The organism is Pseudomonas sp. SR18, from assembly GCF_023701505.1.
Classification (GTDB): Bacteria; Pseudomonadota; Gammaproteobacteria; order Pseudomonadales; family Pseudomonadaceae; genus Aquipseudomonas; species Aquipseudomonas cyclaminis.
The window spans coordinates 234,936-253,571 of the sequence record NZ_JAMQAU010000007.1 but is presented as its reverse complement, the minus strand read 5'-3'; the positions used below and the strand labels follow the sequence as shown (position 1 = coordinate 253,571).

At 60.8% G+C, this 18,636-nt stretch carries 11 protein-coding genes and 1 pseudogene; 3 read left to right on the top strand and 9 right to left on the bottom strand.

What is annotated here, in order from left to right; genetic code table 11:
* Nucleotides 1-110 precede the first annotated feature (110 nt).
* On the top strand, nucleotides 111-629 hold the full coding sequence (locus tag NDJ82_RS13390) for an SgcJ/EcaC family oxidoreductase (protein ID WP_099584262.1): 519 nt from the start codon (nucleotides 111-113) through the stop codon (nucleotides 627-629).
* 74 nt (nucleotides 630-703) lie between these two features.
* Here the strand turns inward: NDJ82_RS13390 and NDJ82_RS13385 are convergent, their stop codons facing one another.
* The 6 genes from NDJ82_RS13385 to NDJ82_RS13360 all read right to left on the bottom strand — a co-directional run bounded on the left by NDJ82_RS13385 (nucleotide 704) and on the right by NDJ82_RS13360 (nucleotide 12,307).
* On the bottom strand, nucleotides 704-4,426 hold the full coding sequence (locus NDJ82_RS13385; RefSeq protein WP_250925667.1) for a hypothetical protein: 3,723 nt from the start codon (nucleotides 4,424-4,426) through the stop codon (nucleotides 704-706).
* Nucleotides 4,427-4,759: 333 nt separating this feature from the next.
* Complete coding sequence (locus NDJ82_RS13380) at nucleotides 4,760-6,385, bottom strand: dipeptide ABC transporter ATP-binding protein (RefSeq protein WP_250925666.1); 1,626 nt, start codon at nucleotides 6,383-6,385, stop codon at nucleotides 4,760-4,762.
* Nucleotides 6,382-7,266 carry an ABC transporter permease gene (locus NDJ82_RS13375; protein WP_250925665.1) on the bottom strand — a complete coding sequence of 295 codons (885 nt, stop codon included), beginning with the start codon at nucleotides 7,264-7,266 and terminating at the stop codon, nucleotides 6,382-6,384. Before NDJ82_RS13375 ends, NDJ82_RS13380 begins: the two co-directional genes overlap by 4 nt.
* 3 nt (nucleotides 7,267-7,269) lie before the next feature.
* A complete protein-coding gene (locus NDJ82_RS13370; RefSeq protein WP_112195172.1) occupies nucleotides 7,270-8,220 on the bottom strand; it encodes an ABC transporter permease in 951 nt (316 codons plus the stop codon).
* A complete protein-coding gene (locus NDJ82_RS13365; protein ID WP_178075345.1) occupies nucleotides 8,217-9,830 on the bottom strand; it encodes an ABC transporter substrate-binding protein in 1,614 nt (537 codons plus the stop codon). Before NDJ82_RS13365 ends, NDJ82_RS13370 begins: the two co-directional genes overlap by 4 nt.
* A gap of 44 nt (nucleotides 9,831-9,874) precedes the next feature.
* Entirely contained in the window at nucleotides 9,875-12,307 is a 2,433-nt protein-coding gene (locus tag NDJ82_RS13360) for a TonB-dependent receptor plug domain-containing protein (protein ID WP_250925664.1), read from the bottom strand.
* A 367-nt stretch (nucleotides 12,308-12,674) separates the two neighbouring features.
* Between NDJ82_RS13360 and NDJ82_RS13355 the strand changes: the two genes are divergently transcribed.
* Both NDJ82_RS13355 and NDJ82_RS13350 read left to right on the top strand, forming a co-directional pair.
* Complete coding sequence (locus tag NDJ82_RS13355; protein WP_099584268.1) at nucleotides 12,675-13,007, top strand: hypothetical protein; 333 nt, start codon at nucleotides 12,675-12,677, stop codon at nucleotides 13,005-13,007.
* 54 nt (nucleotides 13,008-13,061) lie between these two features.
* Nucleotides 13,062-13,163: pseudogene (locus tag NDJ82_RS13350) on the top strand (Mpo1-like protein); the annotation flags it as partial.
* A 34-nt stretch (nucleotides 13,164-13,197) separates the two neighbouring features.
* On the opposite strand, the gene NDJ82_RS13345 reads toward NDJ82_RS13350, so the two are convergent.
* From NDJ82_RS13345 to NDJ82_RS13335, 3 genes are read right to left on the bottom strand one after another with little or no spacing between them, the layout of a single operon-like run.
* Nucleotides 13,198-14,442: an alginate lyase family protein gene (locus tag NDJ82_RS13345; protein ID WP_250925663.1), complete on the bottom strand. Its 1,245-nt coding sequence runs from the start codon at nucleotides 14,440-14,442 to the stop codon at nucleotides 13,198-13,200.
* Nucleotides 14,439-17,507, bottom strand: a complete 3,069-nt coding sequence (locus tag NDJ82_RS13340; RefSeq protein ID WP_250925662.1) for an efflux RND transporter permease subunit — start codon at nucleotides 17,505-17,507, stop codon at nucleotides 14,439-14,441. Before NDJ82_RS13340 ends, NDJ82_RS13345 begins: the two co-directional genes overlap by 4 nt.
* A complete protein-coding gene (locus NDJ82_RS13335) occupies nucleotides 17,504-18,622 on the bottom strand; it encodes an efflux RND transporter periplasmic adaptor subunit (protein ID WP_250925661.1) in 1,119 nt (372 codons plus the stop codon). Before NDJ82_RS13335 ends, NDJ82_RS13340 begins: the two co-directional genes overlap by 4 nt.
* Nucleotides 18,623-18,636 lie beyond the last annotated feature (14 nt).

The following is an 18,636-nucleotide window of genomic DNA, read 5'->3' as shown; positions in this document are numbered from 1 at the left end:
GCCTTGGCGGCTATCTGCCAAATGGCATAGGTAAATGACTCCGATTGGCCGATGGCGCGCCATGCTCGGTTTGGCAAAGTGGGCTCAACGAACACCACTGGAGTCTCCCCATGCAATTCAAGCCCGCAGCAATCGCCCTGATGTTTGCCTTGAGCGTTCCGTTTGTTCAGGCCGCTGAAACGTCACCCTATGTCTACCGCGAGGTGGCCCAGGCGCCCGCCAATGTGAAGGACCGGGAGATTGCCGGTTTGTTCGACCGCTGGAACAGCGCCCTGCAGACCGGCAACGTCACGTCGGTGGTCGACCTCTATGCGCCGGGCGCGGTATTGCAGCCGACCGTGTCCAACCAGGTACGCACCACGCCGGACCAGATCAAGGACTACTTCGATCACTTCCTGGCGCTCAAGCCGGTTGGCCAGATCAACTACCGTGAAATCCGCCAACTGGGCACTAACGTGGCCATGGACAGCGGGGTCTACACCTTCACCCTGACTGACGCGAAGGGTAAGGTCAGCCAGGTGCAGGCGCGCTACACCTTCGTTTATGAGCAGGTGGGCGGCCAGTGGAAGATTCTGAATCATCACTCTTCGGCGATGCCTGAGGTGCAGGTCAAGCACGCCAAACAGTGATAGGTGGAGGGGTGATGCCTATCCGTTGGTGGGTGTGAGCGTGGGGGGGCGCTCGGCCGAGTGAACGGCTGGCCTTAGTGGAAATACACCGGTTTGTAAGAAATAAGGCTATCGGTGAACACCGGCGGCGCGCCTACATCTGCCACATTGATCTTGACGACACTGCCGTGAGCTTTAGCGATGGTTGGCGTTATCTGACCGATAAATTTGTTTCGTAATATCGTGTCTGACACTTGCTCGACGATACTGGGAGAGGCTTGCGGATACATATTTTGTGTTGCCGTCATTAACGTGCGTCGCTTGCTGGTCATTTCGGTAGAGCCGAAAGTCATGCTCACCTTGCCTTCAAACGCTTTGACGGGGCGCTGGACTTCTTGTTGGAGCAATCGACCAAAAGCATGGCTTCGCCCTTCACCGGAATAGCACACCAAAAGCCTGATGTTGTTGTACAGCGAGGGATCAACCCCCTTGCTGTTCAATAACGTCACCAGTTCCCGAGCAGAATAGGGTTTACCCTCAATCACGACATGAGTGCCCCTGCCGAATATTTTGTCAGCCACGTTACGGGGGTGTCCGTGGGCAACGATGTTAAGACGGTCCACTCCTTTGTATACATCAACATACGTATGCATTTCGTTAGCGACCATCTTAAGGTCCTTCATTGGACCGCCCATTTGTACAACGTTATCGGCTTGCAGACTTTTCTCGAAGTGATTGAGCGGGGCCGAAGGTGCAGAGGCTATAGTTGAAACCGGTCGATGTGTCTGCGGTGAAAACTTGTCAATTTTTGCTCCGTACGGGCGCGCTTTGCCAGCGTCATAATGGAACCAGTGACCTGTGTTCTGATCGCGCATCGCTAGCGCTTTGATACGCTCAGTGCTCGTGCCCACCTGATAGGTCCCTTCAGCGATATCCGCCCTTTTGACGAATTCCTTCATCTGCGCGTTGTTCATCGCACTTTGTTGCACCTGACGGATGTGCGGGAATTTTGCGCCAGGCGCAATGGGTCGAGTGCTGACAGGCAGGCGCGGGGCGCTTCCCAGCACACCTCGGCCAAATGGCCTGCTCGCAGCGCTTGCCGCCCTGGTACTTCCGACGCTACGGAGCGCGCTGCCGCCTTTGGTAAAGGCCGTACCTGTCAGGTACATGACGGCATCAAAACACAGATCACCAATCGCGGCCAGCGGGTCGCCGTTGATCAATTTCCTGACGGCGGAGGCCCCAGGTATCAGGCCGAAGATGATATTGGTTATTGCGTTTTCCTTGGCTTTCTCTTCATCAAATGTCGTGATGGCCTTGGTCAACTCAAACATAGTATTAAAGAGCGATGCGGGGTTGCTATGGGAGGCGACGAGTTCACCAATATAGTGACTGCGTGGGCTGGTGAACGAAGCGGGTGTAGTGACCGGTAGGGGGCTGGCTGCTTGTTTAGCGGCCTGGTCCACCGATGGGGTGCGTTCATAGATAGCCGTGTTTTTCCAGGCTTTGCCATAAAGGCTAGGGATTTCGACCCAATTGCCTTGAGGTCCTTCCTTGAAGTTTTTTTTCAGGTCGTCGCGCTTGGTTATTTGCCCTTTTTGCGATGACATTTCATAAAACTCCAGATTGCCGTCACGCTCGGTCTGGAAAATAAGCGCCCGTTTGTCCTGGGGTTGGACTGGATAGCGATCTTCGTGGTCGTGTGTAGAACCGGGAAGGACCAAACGTGACTTTTTGACCTCACCTTCGGTAAAGACTCGAATTTTACCGAACTCGAGATTTTTTCGATCATCTGGGGGCAGTCTGGAAATCTGGTTTTTTATCACGATGGTGTGCGCGTCGATAACGTTTTGTTTGTACGTGTCAAACGCTCGCTCATGTTTGGATTTTGGGTTGGGCAGGCTCGACAGTTGAGCGATCATGCCGGTGGGAAACCGACTGTCATCTGATACCCAGTTTGAAAATCTATTCAACTCAGGATTGGTTAGGTAAAAATCCAACAACGAGAAGGTGGGTTGTGTGGGGCTGGCAAGGTTGCCGCTGCCTCTTCCTATAGGGCTGTTATCCCTGAAACACTTGAGTTCGTAAGGAAGTTCGGCGCCAAACTTCTTCTTGAGTTCGTCCAATCCAATATCGCGTTGGGTGGGCACCTTGGTGGCAAGGTGTTCGAGTGACGTTTGCAACGCTGTAATTTTGTCCTGAAACGCTTTTTTCGTCTGGTCGATATGTGCCTGAGCATAGTTGCCGTCTTCTCGGGGCACGAGTGTGCCGTGCAGTTTTCCCCATTCGATCAGAGCCAAGCCTGATTTGGCTTCCTGAATTCCTTGGCCGGAAGCGGTAATCGGATCCTTGGCGTCCAGTGCGGACACCTGAGCAAAGGTCATCTGCGCGGTGGCGCCAGGGCTGTAGGTTTCGATGCGCGCCACCGCTGCCTTGAGCGCTACCCACGCGGCGGACCCGTAAGTCACGTGATTGGGAATATTTTGAACCAGCAGCTCGGGCGCCGCACGCGCCAGCAGCAGGTGCGCAGCAACAGGGGCCAGCTCTTGCGATGCTCGGTTGAGCTGTACGAGATGGTCGGCGAGTTCCTGTTTGATCGTTGTCAGGGGCTGCCCACTGAAGCGGTAGTCTGCGAGGTTGAAACCTGCCACATGATTGAGAGTTGGACGAAAAAGGCTCTCTGTGTCCAAGGTTGTCGCGATCGCAGTCAAGACCCAGTCATGGGAGGAGCTGGTTTTCCATTGGTCGCCCATTTTTGCTTGCAGGGCAGACTCGAGTTCGCGAGCCTTGGGGGTATTGAGTATTTTCTCTATGACTTGAAGAGGATTGCGCAATTCGCTGCTAGAAAATTGGATGTTTTTTGCCAGGTAACCCAAGGCACCTCGTGGGTCTTTTTTAAGACCATTTTCGATAAGGCTTGGCAGATTCAGGTTGTAGTAGAAGTGACTGTAAACCGCTTTTTGTTCGTACGTCTTCAGCGGCACTGGCCATGACAGGGCTCCCCCCAGAGTGCCAAGCGTTGACACGGGCAGCGGTGGACTGTTGATGACCTGTATTAAGTTGTCGAGTTCTGCCGGTGTTTTTGGCAGGTTCCAATTGTTTGCAAGAATAAACTGTTCGAGTGTAGGGGGCATGGTGATACCCAACTCGCTCAATTGGCCGAATGACGAGTCCGGATCCACATCCATCGTGGTACTCGTCAACGCACCTTCGATTTGGCTGGCGCCGTTGTACTGGAGTTGCTTCAACCTAGAGGACAACGTGTGTATGTCCTCAACGTCGCCCAGCGCAGTTTTTTCCATGGCCAGGCGATCCAGACTGGCCGTTGGGGTCATGTGACTGTCCGGATCGTTAGCCGCGTTTTTTCTGAAGGTCTGGGTCCGCTCCAACTCGTTGGCTCGCACAGCACTCACATTGCCCCATTCGCCATAGAAATTCGCCACGACCTGAAAGGGGGCGCTGGTGGGACTGCCCGGCGTGATTACCAGGGGGGAGTTACCCGCCTCCACCACGCCCGCCGTCCGTAGCACTGGTGCCACGGCCATGTCCCATAAGGGGTCCTTATCTAACGCTCCGAAGGTTTGGTGCTGGCCACTGGCAATCGCGGTCAGACGGCCGAAGGAGCTGATCAGCAGAGGCTTGGAAAGGTCGATATGTTTGCCTTTCGCCCAACCCACGAACTGTGGGTTTTTAAGCAGTTTGTGTAGGTGTGTCCACCATTGTCCGAAGGTTGAATCAGGCGGAATCTCGTCGAGGTAATCGGTATTGTCAAATGAAAGCCCGGTCTTCACGAGTTCATGTGAGGTTTTGGCAAACACCCCCGCGAGGTCCTTGTCGCCCTTGGCCTGGGGAGTTTCGCCAAGGGCTTGGTCGGTCGCGTGTAAAGCTGTGCTGGTGGCGGGTGACGGGACCAGTGTGGGCTCGGCCACGAAAGGCTGTGGCAGTACTTGCCCTGTATTCCGGGGGGCGCTGCTAGTCAGTAGGGTCACGAATTTCTACCTCTCAACCTCAATCATTCATGGGGGCCCAGTTTTGGTTCTATCGACGGGGCTGTTGAAGTGAGTGAGCAACCGTGACGTTTGATTCCCCTGTAATGAATTCAAAGGTGTTAGCAATTGCTTCCTCCCCAAACCGTATGCTTGAGGAGCGCCTCAGGCGGCCGTCGCCTTGAGCAGCTGGCCAGGGATGGCCGCAATCAGTTCGCGGGTGTACGCGGTGGCCGGGCGGTTGAAGATCTGCTCCACCGAACCCTGTTCCACCACGCGGCCATTACGCAGCACCAGCACCTCATGGGCGAAGTTGGCGACCACCGACAGGTCATGGGACACCAGCACATAGGCAATGCCCATGTCCCGTTGCAGTTCCTGCAGCAGGTCGAGAATGTGTGCCTGCACCGACACATCCAGTGCGCTGACCGGTTCGTCCAGCAGCAGCAGGTCGGGTTTCAACGCCAGGGCGCGGGCGATGGCCACACGTTGGCACTGCCCGCCGGACAGCTCGCGGGGCAAGCGGTCGAGGAAACTCACCGGCAAATGCACGCGGCTGATCAACGCCCGCGCCGCCTGCTCCAGCGCCGCGCCCTTGAGCAAACCGAACGACACCAGCGGTTCGACAATGCTGTCGAACACCGTAAAACGCGGGTCGAGGGCGGCGAAAGGGTTTTGCTGCACCAATTGCAGGCGCTGGCGCAATGGGCGGAAGTCGCGCCAACTGAGGTCAGTGACGTCTTGCTGTTCGAACCTCACCCGGCCCTGGCTTGGCTTCTCCAGGCCGAGGGCGATGCGCAGCGCGGTGCTCTTGCCCGAGCCGGACTCGCCGACGATAGCCAGGGTCTGGCCGGGGTAGACCTCCAGGTTGAGACCCTCCAGGGCCAGGAAAGTCGACGCCTCGCCCTTGACCTTGGGCAGGGCGAACGTCTTGCCGACGTTGTGCAGGCTCAGGATCGGCTGGCGCCCCAGGTCGAGATTGATCAACGGTTCGCGACGCCTGGCGAAGGCGGGCGCGGCGGCGATCAGGGCGCGGGTGTAGTCGTGGCTGGGCTGGGCCAGGATCTGCTTTGGCGGGCCTTGTTCCACCACCTCGCCGTGCTGCATCACCAGGATGCGGTCGGCGCGGTCAGTGGCTACGCCGAGGTCGTGGGTGATGATCAGCAGCGAAATGCCGCGCTCGCTGACCAGTCGTTGCAGGTGATCGAGGATCTTGCGCTGCACGGTCACGTCGAGGGCGCTGGTGGGTTCGTCGGCGATGATCAGGCGCGGGTTACCGGCCAGGGCGATGGCGATCAGCACGCGCTGGCGCATGCCGCCGGAGAGTTCATGGGGATACTGACGCGCACGCAGTACCGGTTTGTCGATCCCCACCTGTTGCAGCAACTCGACAATATCCGCATCGACGCCGGGGTAGCGCTTGCCCTTGGCCAGGATCAACGCCTCGGCAATCTGCTGGCCGACGCGCAGGGTGGGGTTGAGGCTGACCATCGGGTCCTGGGGCACCAGGCCGATGGTGCGGCCGCGCAGGCTGCGTTTCTGGCGTTCGCTGGCGTGGGTCAGGTTATGGCCGTCGACCCACAGTTGCCCGGCGCTGATCTGCGCGTTGTCCGGCAGCAGGCCCAGAATGGCGTTGGCCAGAGTGGATTTGCCCGAGCCGGACTCGCCGACAATCGCCACGGTTTCGCCCTTCGCCAGGGAAAACGACAGCGAACGCACCGCCGGATTGACCTGGCCGCTGGCGCGGTAATCGACACTGAGTTGGCGTACATCGATCAAAAGCGCGCTCATCGCTGGATCTCCTCAAAGGTGCGGGCGATATGGTTGAGGCTGAACACCACCGCCACCAGGAACAGGCCGGGCAGCAAGGACACCCACGGTGCGGTGATCAGGAAGTGCCGGCCGTTGGCGATCAAGGTGCCCCATTCCGCCGCCGGTGGCGCGGCGCCGAAACCGAGGAAACTCAAGCCTGCGGTGGCGAGGATTGCCGCGCCGAAATCCAGGGTGGCCAGTACCGCCACCGGGCCCCAGGCATTCGGCAGGATGTGTCGCAGCAAGGTGCGGCCCCAACTGGCACCGCCCAGGCGTGCGGCTTCTACATAGGGCAGGGTTTTCACCCGCAGTACTTCGGCGCGGGTGGTGCGGGCAAAGCCCGGAATAATGCCGATGCCCACCGCGATGGCCACCGGCACGGTGCCAAAACCGATGGCCGTGACGATCGCCAGGGCCAGCAGCAGGCCGGGCAGGGCGAGCAGCACATCGACCACGCGCATGATCACCGCATCGAGACGGCCACCGGCAAACCCGGACAAGACGCCCAGCCCGAGTCCGCCCACCAGTGCGATCCCCACCGCCAGCGAGGCTGCCAGCACCGACAGGCTCGCGCCGTAGACCACGCGGGTAAACAGGTCGCGGCCCAGTTCATCGGTGCCGAACCAGTGGTTCAGGTTAGGCGCGGTGAGCTTGGCGGCGGGGGCGGTGGCGTAAGGGTCGAAGCTGCTCAGCAGGTGCGGTGCCACGGCGGCGACCAGCGAGAACAGCACCACCAGCACCGCCAGGCTGAACCCCGGCCGGCGCAACAAGGGCAGCAGGGTCGCCGTGGCGCGTTGCCAGGGGCTGCGGCGGCGCCAGAGGGTTTCACTGCGCACGCGTTTGTGGGTAAGCGTCGTCATGGTCTAGGACACCTTGGGCGTGTGGGAGATGCGCGGGTCGAGCCACGGGTAAAGCAGGTCCACCAGCAGGTTCACTAGGACAAAGGCCGCCGCCGACACGGCAACGATGGCCAGCACCACTGGAATGTCCTGGCGCAGCACGGCTTCCTGGGCCAGGCGGCCGATGCCGGAGCGGGCGAAGATGGTTTCCACCAGCACGGCGCCGGACACGGTATTGCCCACCTGCAAACCGATCAGCGTAAGGATGGGCAGCGCGGCATTCCTGAACCCATGGCGGGCCTGCACCTGGCCTCGGCTCAGGCCTTTGGCGTAGGCGGTGACGATATAGGCTTCTTTCCACACGCCCTGAAAACTGCGTTGCAGCACCTGGGCGTATACCGCCGCACTGGGGATCGCCAGGGTGATCGCCGGCAGTACCAGGCTTTCGAAGCCCCGGCTGCCGGTGGCGGGAAACCAACCCAGGCCAAACGCAAACACCTGGATCAGCAGCAAACCCATCCAGAACACCGGCACCGAAAAGCCCAGGGACGGCAAGCGCGCCAGGGCTTTTTTCAACGGTTGCCAGCGGATATACGCGGTGAGGTACGCCAGGCCGATGCCGCCCAGCAGCGACAGCACAATCGCCAGCCCCGCCAGGGACAGCGTCTGGGGCAGGCGTTCGGCGAGCAACTCGGCCACCGGGCGGTTGAGCGACAGTGACAGGCCGAAGTCACCGTGCAACGCGCCCAGCAGCAGGTCGATATATTGCTCGAACAGGCCTTTATCCAGCCCGTAATAGGCCCGCGCCTTGGCCAGGTCTTCCACCGACAGCGCGTCGGCTTCCATGCCGGACGCACTGAGCATGATCGACAAAGTGTCGCCCGGCAGCAGGTAGAGGATGAAGTAAGTGATGCTGTACGCACCCCAAAGCACCAGCAGCGCCTGGCCGACCCGGCCGATCAAGTAGCGGCTCATGGTGCATCGACCTCGATATCACCCAGCAGCGCAAAGCCTTCGGCGGTCCAGCGGAAGTTTTTCACTTTGGATGAGGTCGCCGCCTGCCACACGCGCTCGTAGACCGGGAACGCCGAGCCCTCATCCACCAGCAGGTCTTGCAGGGCGCCGTAGGCTGCTGCACGTTGCTGGCTTTGGGTGGCGGTGATGCCGGCATCGAACAGGCCCTTGGCGGTGTCCAGTACCGCCGGTTCGTAGAGGTTGGTGGCCAGGGTCGAGCTGTTGGCGGTGCGCGGATCGAGGATGGTTTGCAGGATGATCGGGTCGGCGCGCGTCATGTAGTTGATGGTCAGGTCATAGTTACCGGCGGAGTTGTTGGCGACCCACTCGGCGCGGGTGACCACGCTGAGCTTCAACTCGATGCCGACCTTGCGCAGTTGATCCTGGATCAGTACGTCGCCTGCGGTTTCAGCCGGGCTGATGTTGTAGCTCAGGCTCAGGCGCTTGCCGTTTTTGCTGCGGTAACCGTCGGCGCCCTTGGCCCAGCCTGCCTGATCCAACAGGCGCTCCGCACCCGCCGGGTCATACACCAGCTTGGCGCCCTGGCTTTTGAAGTAAGGCGTGGTCACGTCATAGATGCCGTCCACCACCGGGAATTCAGCGTTGTACACGGTGCTGGCGTAGCTCTTGCGGTCGATGGCTTTTTGCAGGGCCAGGCGTACCTGTTTGTCGCCCAGGGCGCGGCCGTCACGGGTGTTGGGATACAGGTTCAACGCCGGCCCCGGCAGCGAACGGCTCTGGATGGTCGCGCCCTTGGACTGGAACAGCTTCAGGTCGACCTCGGAGAACGGGTTGCGCGGCCACAGGATGTCGGCCTTGCCTTGCAGGAACAGACCGTTGCGCACGCTTTCCTCGGGGATGTAGGTGACGTCCACCGCATCCAGGTGCGCTTCGCCCTGGTTTTTCATATTCGCCGAGGCCCAGGCGTAACCCTTGCGCTTGGTCAGGTGCGCGCCGACTTCCGGGGTGTAGCTGGCCAGCACGAACGGCCCGGTGCCGATGATCTTGCCCAGCGAGCGTTCCTTGGCGCTGAGCGCATAAGAGGCGGGCGCCAGGATCGACAGGTTGGTGGTGGACGTGGCTTGCAGGAACCCGGCGTTGGGTTTGGCCAGCACCAGTTTGACGGTCAGGTCATCCACCACTTCGGCATGGTCGAACCCCGCCAGATAGGTGGCGCCGAAGGTGGCCGGCAACTCGGCGGCCAGCGCCTTGTTGCTGTCGAAGGCGGTTTTGACCGCCACGGCATTGAAGCGCTCGCCATTGCTGAAGGTGACGTTATCGCGCAGGTGAAAGGTATAGGTGAGCGCGTCGTCACTGACTTCCCAGCTGTTGGCCAGCCAGGGAATGATCTTGCCGGTTTGCGGGTCCTGGTCGGTCAGCGACTCGGCGACATTGCGCAGCAACACCCGGTGTTCCAGCCAATAGACCTGGAATGGGTCGACGCTGACCAGTGTGGTGTTGTCGCCAAAGAAGGCGATATTCAGGGTCTTGCCGACCTGGCTGTCACTGCCCGAAGGTGAGCAGGCGGCCAGGCTCAATGCCAGGGCGCAAGGGGCCAATAGACGGCTCATCAAGTTGGAGGTGTTCAATGGGATGCCCTCGTATGGCGATTGGCTTAGAAGTCGTAGGCCAGCTTGGTGTACCAGTAGCCGCCGCCGGGGTAGAACGGCGGGTTGCCGTAGGGCGCCAGGCCCAGGTTGCTGTAGACGGCGTGCCGGTCGGGGCGCACGTCGAAGATGTTGGTGCCGCCGATGCTCACGGTGATCTGGTCGACGAAGGTGTAGCTGACGTCCAGGTCGGTGATCCATTTGGCGCCGAAGCTGCGGTCGCCCGTGGGGTTGACCGCCAGCGTCTTGACCGCGCCGTAGCGGCTGGTTTGCAGGTTGACTGCGAGGTCCTCGACCTTCCAGTTGGCGCCCAGGATCCATTTGGTCTTGGGCGACGCTTCGGTCAGGTCGCCTTCGCGGTCGCGGCCCACCAGGGTCACGCCGGAATTGGCCAGCGCATTCGGTGTGTCGCGGGTGCCTTCGATGGTGGTCTTGTTCCAGTTGAAACCCAGGCTCCAGCGCACTTCGCCCCAGGTATCCAGCGGTGTGGTGTGGTCGGCGACCACGTCCAGGCCACGGGTGCGGGTATCGAAGGCGTTGGTGTAATAGTTGACCCAGGTGCCCGAGGGCACGCCTTGGCCGGTGAGGATGCCGTTGATCACGCCGTTGCCCTGGTCGTAGATATTGCTGGTCAGGGCGATGCGGTCGTCGATGTCGATCAGGTAGGCATCGGCGGTGATGCTGGTGCGCGGTGCCGGTTGCCAGGTGAGGCCCAGCCCGAGGTTGCGCGATTTTTCCGGTTTGAGGTCATCTCCGCCCAACGCCTTGGCCAGGTTGCTGCCCGACGGGGTCAGGCGGGTGACGGCGGGCACTACGTTGCCGTTCACGTCGGTGGACACGCGGTTGTCGGCCACGGTGTAGCCGATCTGGGTCAGGGACGGCGCACGGAAACCGGTGCCGACAGTGCCGCGCACGGCCACGCTGTCGGTGAGTTCGTAGCGCGAGTTCACTTTCAGGCCGAAAGTGTTGCCTGAGTCGTCGTCGTAATGTTCGACCCGCCCGGCGACGTCGAGAAACCAGCGTTCGGTCAGGTCGAAGCCCAGGTCCAGGTAGCCGGCGTAGTTGTTGCGGATCAGGCTGACTTCGTCTTCCGGACGAATCGTCACCGCCGCCTGGGCACCCGATGCCGCCGGGTACGAACCGGTGATATAGGCCTCGGGGTCGCCGGCGAAGGTGCTGAAGTGCTCCCAGCGGTGTTCCAGTCCGGCCGACACCTGCACCGGCGAAGTCAGGTTGAACAGGCTGTCGTAGCGGCGGGTGAAATCCAGGTTGTTGACCCACTGCTCGAAGCGAAAGGTCGCCAGGTTGTCGAATTTGGTCGGTGATGCGGTGCCCAGGGACGGGTTGATGTTGAGGTCGCTGGAGTGGTGCACATTGTTGCGCCCGTAGGTGGTGCTCAGGTCCCAGTTCCATTCGGCTGCCTGGCCCTTGCCGCCGAACAGCAGTTGATAATCGCGGTCCTTGATGTTGTTCAACGGGTAGTAACCGTCGGGGAACACCTCGGGCACGGCGGCCCGGCCGGTCGGCAGGCGGAAGTAGTTGGCGGCCTCGGCGTCTCGCTCGCCGTAGGTGGAGAATGAGTACAGGGTCAGGTCTTCCAGGGGCAGTTCGGCGTTATAGGCCAGGTTGAAGGCCTTGAGGTCGGGGTCGCCGTTCTTGATCGCTACGCGGTCCCAGGCGGCTTCCTTGGCCGGATCGTTGAAGGCCCTGACGCTGCCGTCGGCCTTGTCGTTCCACGACGCTTCGCCACGTTTGCGTGCATCCGCCGACAGGTGGAAAAAGCCGCCATCGCCCAGTGTGAAGCCTTGGTCGCCGGCCACCTTGATGGTCTCGCCCTGGCCGGAGAACAACTGGCCGTAACTGGTTTCCAGGTGACCGCCGCTGCTGCCGGTCTTGAGGATGATGTTGATCACACCCGCCACCGCATCGGACCCGTACTGGGCCGCTGCGCTGTCTTTGAGCACTTCGATATGGTCCACCGAGCTGACCGGGATCAAGTCGATGTCCACCGCATTCGCACCGCTGTTGTCGATGGACCCGCGCTGGCCCGTGGCGCCGTTGTGGCGGCGTTTGCCGTTGACCAGCACCAGCGTGTAGGCGGGGCCGAGGCTGCGGTTGCTCAGCGGGCGGGTCACCGAGTTGTAGCCGGCGATGTTGGTGCCGAAGTTGAACGACGGCAGCAATTTGGCAATCGCTTCGGACAACTCCGCGCGGCCGGTCTTGAGCAGTTGCTCGCTGTTGATCACATCAATCGGCGCCGGGCTGTCGGCCACGGTGCGCGCCTGACCACGCAGGCCGGTGGAGATCACGGTGACGGTACCGAGCCTGGCGTCTTGCGTAGCGGGTTCGGCGAAGGAGGGCGCCGCAGCGAGCAGCAGCGAACTGGTCAGCAGTGACAGGTGGAAGTGCTTGAGGGGCAGCGGGGCGGCGAGGTCTGGCATGTCGAGATCGGTCCATTTAGCCTTTTGCAGGCTCCTGGTGGTCGGGGGTACGTCCTCCGCCAGGTTTGGGGTCGGTCTGTGAAGTGAAGATATTCCTATAAAAAACCCGAGGGAAAGTCTTTTTTGGAATAAGCTAATTATTAGATATTGTTATTATGTGATTTTTTAAGATCATCTATTTTTATGATGTTTTGCGCTGGTGCGGGCCGTCACGCTCAACGAGACCAATCCGCTTGGGCCATGTAGCCACCCGCGAAAAAAGACAACAGAACGCAGATGTTTGCGCTCAGTTAATATATGACCCACGGCCACGAGCAATGGCTTCAATCGCGGCCAAGCCTTTCCTGAATCCCCCCTGAGAAACAGTATGAACACCGAATTGACGGAAGAAGAGATGCGACAGGCGCTATTCGGCGTATCTGTGCCCGCAGTGTCGACGGAAGCTGACCCTCAGCCAGAACCCGTTCCGGCAGTCGTGATACCGCCAAAGGCAACGCCCAAAAAGCAACAGAAAACCTCAAAAGGCTTTACCCCGAGGCTCAGGGTCACACTGCGCGTGGGCAATGAGTTCGAAGGGCAGATGCACGAGATCATTCATGAGGCTGACACGCTCAGCACCCTTGTAGCCGAGCAAGAAGCTACCAAGGCAGCCAGGAAGAAGTTTCGTTTTGTGGAAGTGGTCTCGGTCAAGTCGATGTAGTGGCGATCGCCATTTCGCCAAGGCGTCGCAGCGGTTTCGCACAGCGCACATTTCTTTGAACTCAACCGGCCACCCACTTTCCGGCATCCCCTGGGCCGCTTTCGGGGCGACTGGAAAATGTGGTGGGACATGCTGACCGGCCGACTACCGTTCTGAAGCACGGCTGCCGTGAAAGTTCAGGGATGGACCTTCACGGCACCAGTTCATTTTTGGACAGGCCGTATTCCCCCAACGAATAGAGCAAGGTTCCATACCCCAGTTGGTCGTAGCCGCCGCTGTTGGGGCCATAATCCCCGCCACCGCCTTCCACCTCGACTTTGTGCGCGAAGGCTTTCACGTTCGGCGCGCTGAGGCCTTTGAGCACGACGTAATGGTTGTAGAGCAGTTCCCAGATCGGGCGAATATCGCCACGGTGATCGGGCGAGATGACGGTCTGCTTGAACGCGCTGTTGATGAAGGTCGTGAACGGCACATCGTTGCCCAGGTTGTACTTGGCAACGTACTCGGCGCCTTGCAGCACCCGGTTGTTCTGGTAACCGAACAGGTCGTCGCCCTGGCTCCAGGCCATTTGGCAGAAGCTGCCGAGCAAGGCGATGTCGAGCAGGGTGTGCGCCTGGTCGCGCCCGCTTTCCTGGACCTGGCCGAGACCATTGCCGTAGAGCTTCCACACCACGTGTTCAATGGCACCGTTGCCGGCGCCGTGTTTGAAATAGTTGACCGCTTCATCGTAGATGTCGCGGCGGTCGGTCAGCACGCCGATGGCCAGCATCGCGTTCATGTTGGCCAGGTCCCAATTCGCCCAATAGTGGTCGACCGGCGCGTTATTGTGATGCACCAGAAAATCATGATTCATCGGGTAGAAGACCGTGAGCATCATGCTTTGAAACTGATGAAAGTCCGCCGCCTTCCACTTTGAATAACCGCGCAGTAACTCTGCGGCGTTGGCCAGTTGATAACCGTACAAGCCGGATGCCAGGAAGCGGTCCGAGGTGCCTTCAATCGATGTAAGGGTGCTGGACCACTGGTTCAACATCGCTACGGCTTTGTCGGCATACGCGGGATCACCCGAAAGCTGCCAGCGCAGGGCCAGTGCGTACGCTGCTGCAGCGTCGTTGAATAAGCGGGCGTAGTTTTCCGGATGTTGGCCATCCGCGCCCCGATACACCACTGCGACCGGGCTCGGGTTCCAGGCCAGTGAAGCGTGCCGGTTGGCGATCAGCTTATGCCAGCCGGCCAGCCACGGCTGGTTATGGTTGGCCAGTTTTTCGCGGATGCGCAGGAAGTCCTGTTCGGTTTGCAACAGGCCGGGGTGGACGAATGCGTCGGGATGTGGGGTTGCGGCGTGACTGGCAATACTGATCGACAGTGCGCTGAGCAGCATGGCCCCTTTGGATAGGCGTTTGAAGGTGCGCGTCGCCTTGAGCAAAAAAGTCATGGTGTGTTCACCGTGATGTGTGGAGTTTTACGCTGCGTAAACAGCAATACATACAGGACCGGGATCAACCCCAGCGTTACCAACGTTCCCAGTGCAAGACCGCCCATCATGCTGATTGCCATGCCTTTCCACAGTGGCCCGGCAAACAGCATCAACGGGATCAGCCCGAGGATGCAGGTCAGTTTGGTCATGACGATCGGGCGCAGGCGTTTGACGGCGGCATTTACGACGGCCTCGTACACGGGCAGGCCGTCGTGGAGTTCCGCTTCAATGCGCTCCAGCAACAGCACCGCGTTATTGACGATGATCCCTGCCAGTGACAGCAGGCCGAACGTGGCCATGAAGCCAAACGGGTAACCGGTGACCAGCAACGCGACTGAAACGCCGATCAGTACAAAGGGAATTGCGCAAACCACAATCAGCACCTTGCGAAACGAATTGAACTGCCACACAAACAACAACAGCATGGCGATCAGCGCGTGGGGCAGGTATTGCAGCAGCGCCTGGTTGGCATCTGCCGAGTCTTCGATTTCACCGCCCAGTTCAATCCGGTAGCCCGGCGGCAAGCGCAATGCCGCGAGCTGCGGCGCCAGTTGCTCGACGATGGACGTCGCCGTCAGCGACGGGTTGTGGCCCACTACGGTGATGGCCCGTTCCTGATTGCGGCGCATCAGCGTGGACGGTTCGCTGGAGGCGACAATGCGGGCAATGGCCGACAGCGGCACGGGCGTCGAGCCGTCGGCCGGGTAGACCTGGATACCGCGCAGATCGGGCGATACGGTGTTTGTCGTCGCAGGTTCGCGTACCACCAGCGGTACGCGGGTCTGATTGTCCTGCAGGGACGAAACCTCGATGCCGCCGAAGTGCAATTGCAAGGCCTGGGCTATGGCCTGGGTGTCGACCCCGGCGCGGCGTGCACTGTGCTGGTCGACCTCGACGGTATAGCGCGCCAGGCGCGTGCTCCAGTCATTGCGCACATCGAGTGTGCCCGGCATGTTGCGCAAAGCGTTCTCGATCTGGCCGGCCAATAGGCGTAATACGTTCTCGTCCGGGCCAATCACGCGATAGATCGCGACCCCGGCTTCTGTGGTGCCCAGGGAAAACCGTTTGGGCTCGGCGCGCAGCTCGGGGTGTTGTTTGAGCAGATAGCGACGCATATTGGCAATGACCGCATCGATATCCGTGCCCGCCATGACGCTGACGGTGAAGTAAGCGGTTTCCGGTGCTGGCTGCGGCGGGTTGAGGCCCAGCACGATGCGCGGTCCGCCATCGCCCACGTAGCCGATGCTGTCGACTACCTGGGGTTCCTTGCCTAACCACAGGCTGATCTCGCGCACGCTTTGCAAGGTCTTGCGCGAACCGCTGCCGGGCTCCAGGGTGATGGGCACCTGAAACTGCAACCGGTCCGACTGGGGTAAAAAGTCATAGGGCACGCGCATCAGTTCAAAAATGGCGGCGGCCAGCAACACCAACATGGCCATCAGAAACAGCACCTTGTGCTGCAGCACGCGGCAGATGACGGCCCGATAGCCTTGGTAAAAGCGGCTGTTGTAGCTGTCCTCTGACGCCTTATGACGTGGGGGCTTGGCAAAATACAGGCACAGCAGCGGCGTGACGGTGATGCTCAACAGCCACGAGCCGAGCAGGGTCAGGGCAAGAACAATGGCCAATGACCGCAGGTATTCATTGGTGCTGGTCTGGCCGAGGAAGAACGGCGAGAAGGCCAGCACAATCACCAGGGAGGAGGTCAATAGCGGAATCGCCAGCGTACGCCCCGCATCCTCGCAGGCCTGGCGGCGTTCCTCACCGGCATGCAGCCGGCGCTCGATGTCCTCGGCGATGACAATGCCGTTGTCCACCAGCAAGCCTAGCGCGAGGATAATCGCGGCAATCGATACGGTCTGCAGCTCGACCCCCAGCATGCGCATGGCGATCAACGTGCCGAGGATGGTCAGCGGCACAATGGCGCCGACCACCAGGCCGGTGCGCCAGCCGAGGAACAGCATCACCACCGCCATGACGATGACCACGGTTTCGATCATCACATGCTTCATCTTGGACATCTGCTGATCGACCACATCGGCCTGGAACGTCACCACATGGGCGGTAAAGCCCAGCGGGAGTTGCTGCTCCAACTGCGCCAGTCGTTCGCGCAGGGCTGCGCCGAATTGATGAATGTTTTGCCCTGGCGCCATGGACACGGCCAGCACCACGGCGTCCTGGCCCTGGTACACCGCGGCGGTCTGGGGCGGGTCGGCAGCCATCACGGCAATCTGCGCAAGGGCGCTCAACGGCACCGATTGCACACTGCCGTCGGCGCCGGGCAGTTGAATCGGCACCTGGCGCAGCTGTTCCACACCGAGCAATTCGCCGGTCACGGTGAGGGTGGTGATCTGCCCGCCAATGTCGGCGATACCGCCAGGCGCCAGCACATTCTGTTGCTGCAGTTGCTGGAACAATTGCTGCGGGGACAAACCCAGCCCGGCCAGGCGTTGCGGGTTGAAATCAATTGAAAGCTGTTGATCCTGCAAACCATGCAAGGTGACCTGGCCGATGCCCGGCAACCCGCCCAACTGGTCGCGCAGGCGCTTCAACGGCCCGCGCATCTCGCTCATGCTGTAGCCGGGTGCTGTGACGGCGATGGAGGCCACGGCGACGCGCCCGAAATTATCGTCGACAAACGGCCCTTGGGTGCCGGGTGGAAAGCCCGCGCCGGCTTCGGCGACCTTATTGCGCACCTGCTGCCACAGCACGCCGAGGTCCTTGGTTTCATCACGGGCCGTCACTTGGATAACCACGCTGCCGGGATGAATCGTGGTCACGATATTTTTGATTTGCGACAGTTCGCGCAGTTTTTCTTCGGTGGGCCGCGCCAGCAATTCTTCGGCGCGCTCGCTGGGCAGTCCGGGGAACTGGATGCTCACCAGCGCATCGCGGATGGTCACCGAGGGCTCTTCCTGGGTGGGGAAGCTGAGAAACGTCGCCACACCTGCGATCAGGATCAACAGCGCGGTGAAGAGCGTCAGGCGGCTTGCGCCCAAGGCGTGTCGGGTCAGGTTGATCATTCGGTTGTGCTCAAGCGGCTGGAGGGCGCAAGCAGGTTGACGGGCTGGCCGTCACTGAGAAACGCGACGCCCGTGACGACCACTTGCTCGCCATCCTTGAGGCCGTTGTCGACAGTGACGCGGCCCTGGTCGATCAGGCCGATCTTGATCTCACGCTGGGCGACCTTGCCCGCGGTGGGGTCATAGACAAACACTTGCACCTGGCTGGCGTCACCCCCGATGCGCAGGGCCTGGGTTGGAATGGACAGCGGGAGCGGAGCAGGGGACGCGAGCCTCACATTGAGATTCACGCCGCTGGGCAGCGCGAGGTCGTTGGCGGTCAGGCGAAAGCGCGCGCTTTGCAACAAACCGTTCTGTGCGCGCATCGACAGGCCTTCCAACACCAGCGGCAGGCTAGAACCCGGCGCGGTCGGGTCGGCGGCTACGGCGTGGTCCCCAGGCTTGAGGCCGGCGGCCTGTTCCACCGGGATTTGCACCAGCACCTGCAAAGCGCCCGAGGCCTCCAGCTCCATTACGACCTGGCCGGGCGATAGCTCGCTGTACAGCTGCGCAGGCCGAGCCACGACGCGGCCGTTGAAAGGTGCAATCAGTTGCCCTTGGCGCTGATCGCGGCGCACCAGGTCCAGCGCCGCTTCATCGGCGGTCTGCTGCGCAACGGCCGCTTGCCACGCCGCTTCGGCTTGCTCCACAGCGCTGGTCGCGACGCTACCCTGGGTAAACAACTGTTGCTGGCGGACTTTGTTGCGCTTGCGCTCGCTTGTCTGTGCCACGCTGGCAAACAAGGTGGCCTGGGCCTGTTTCAGGCGCAGCCGGACTGCGGCCGCGTCCAGACTCGCCAGTACCTGACCTTGTTTAACCGAATCGCCTACATCAACGTTCAAGGCGACCAGACGACCTGCGCCCTCGAAGGCCAGCGTTGCACGTTGGCGTTGGCGCACGACGCCGGTCAACGGCGCAGCGTCCACTTGCGCGGCGCGCACTGCGGTGACTTTTACGGACCTTACGGCGGGCTCCGGCACGGGTGACTCGCGCGAACAGGCCGCCGTTGTCAGGCAGGCGAGGCCGAGGATCAGGAGACGGGCCCAGGGACGAAACAGCTGAGGAAAACCATGCATGCCTGGGGCCTCGT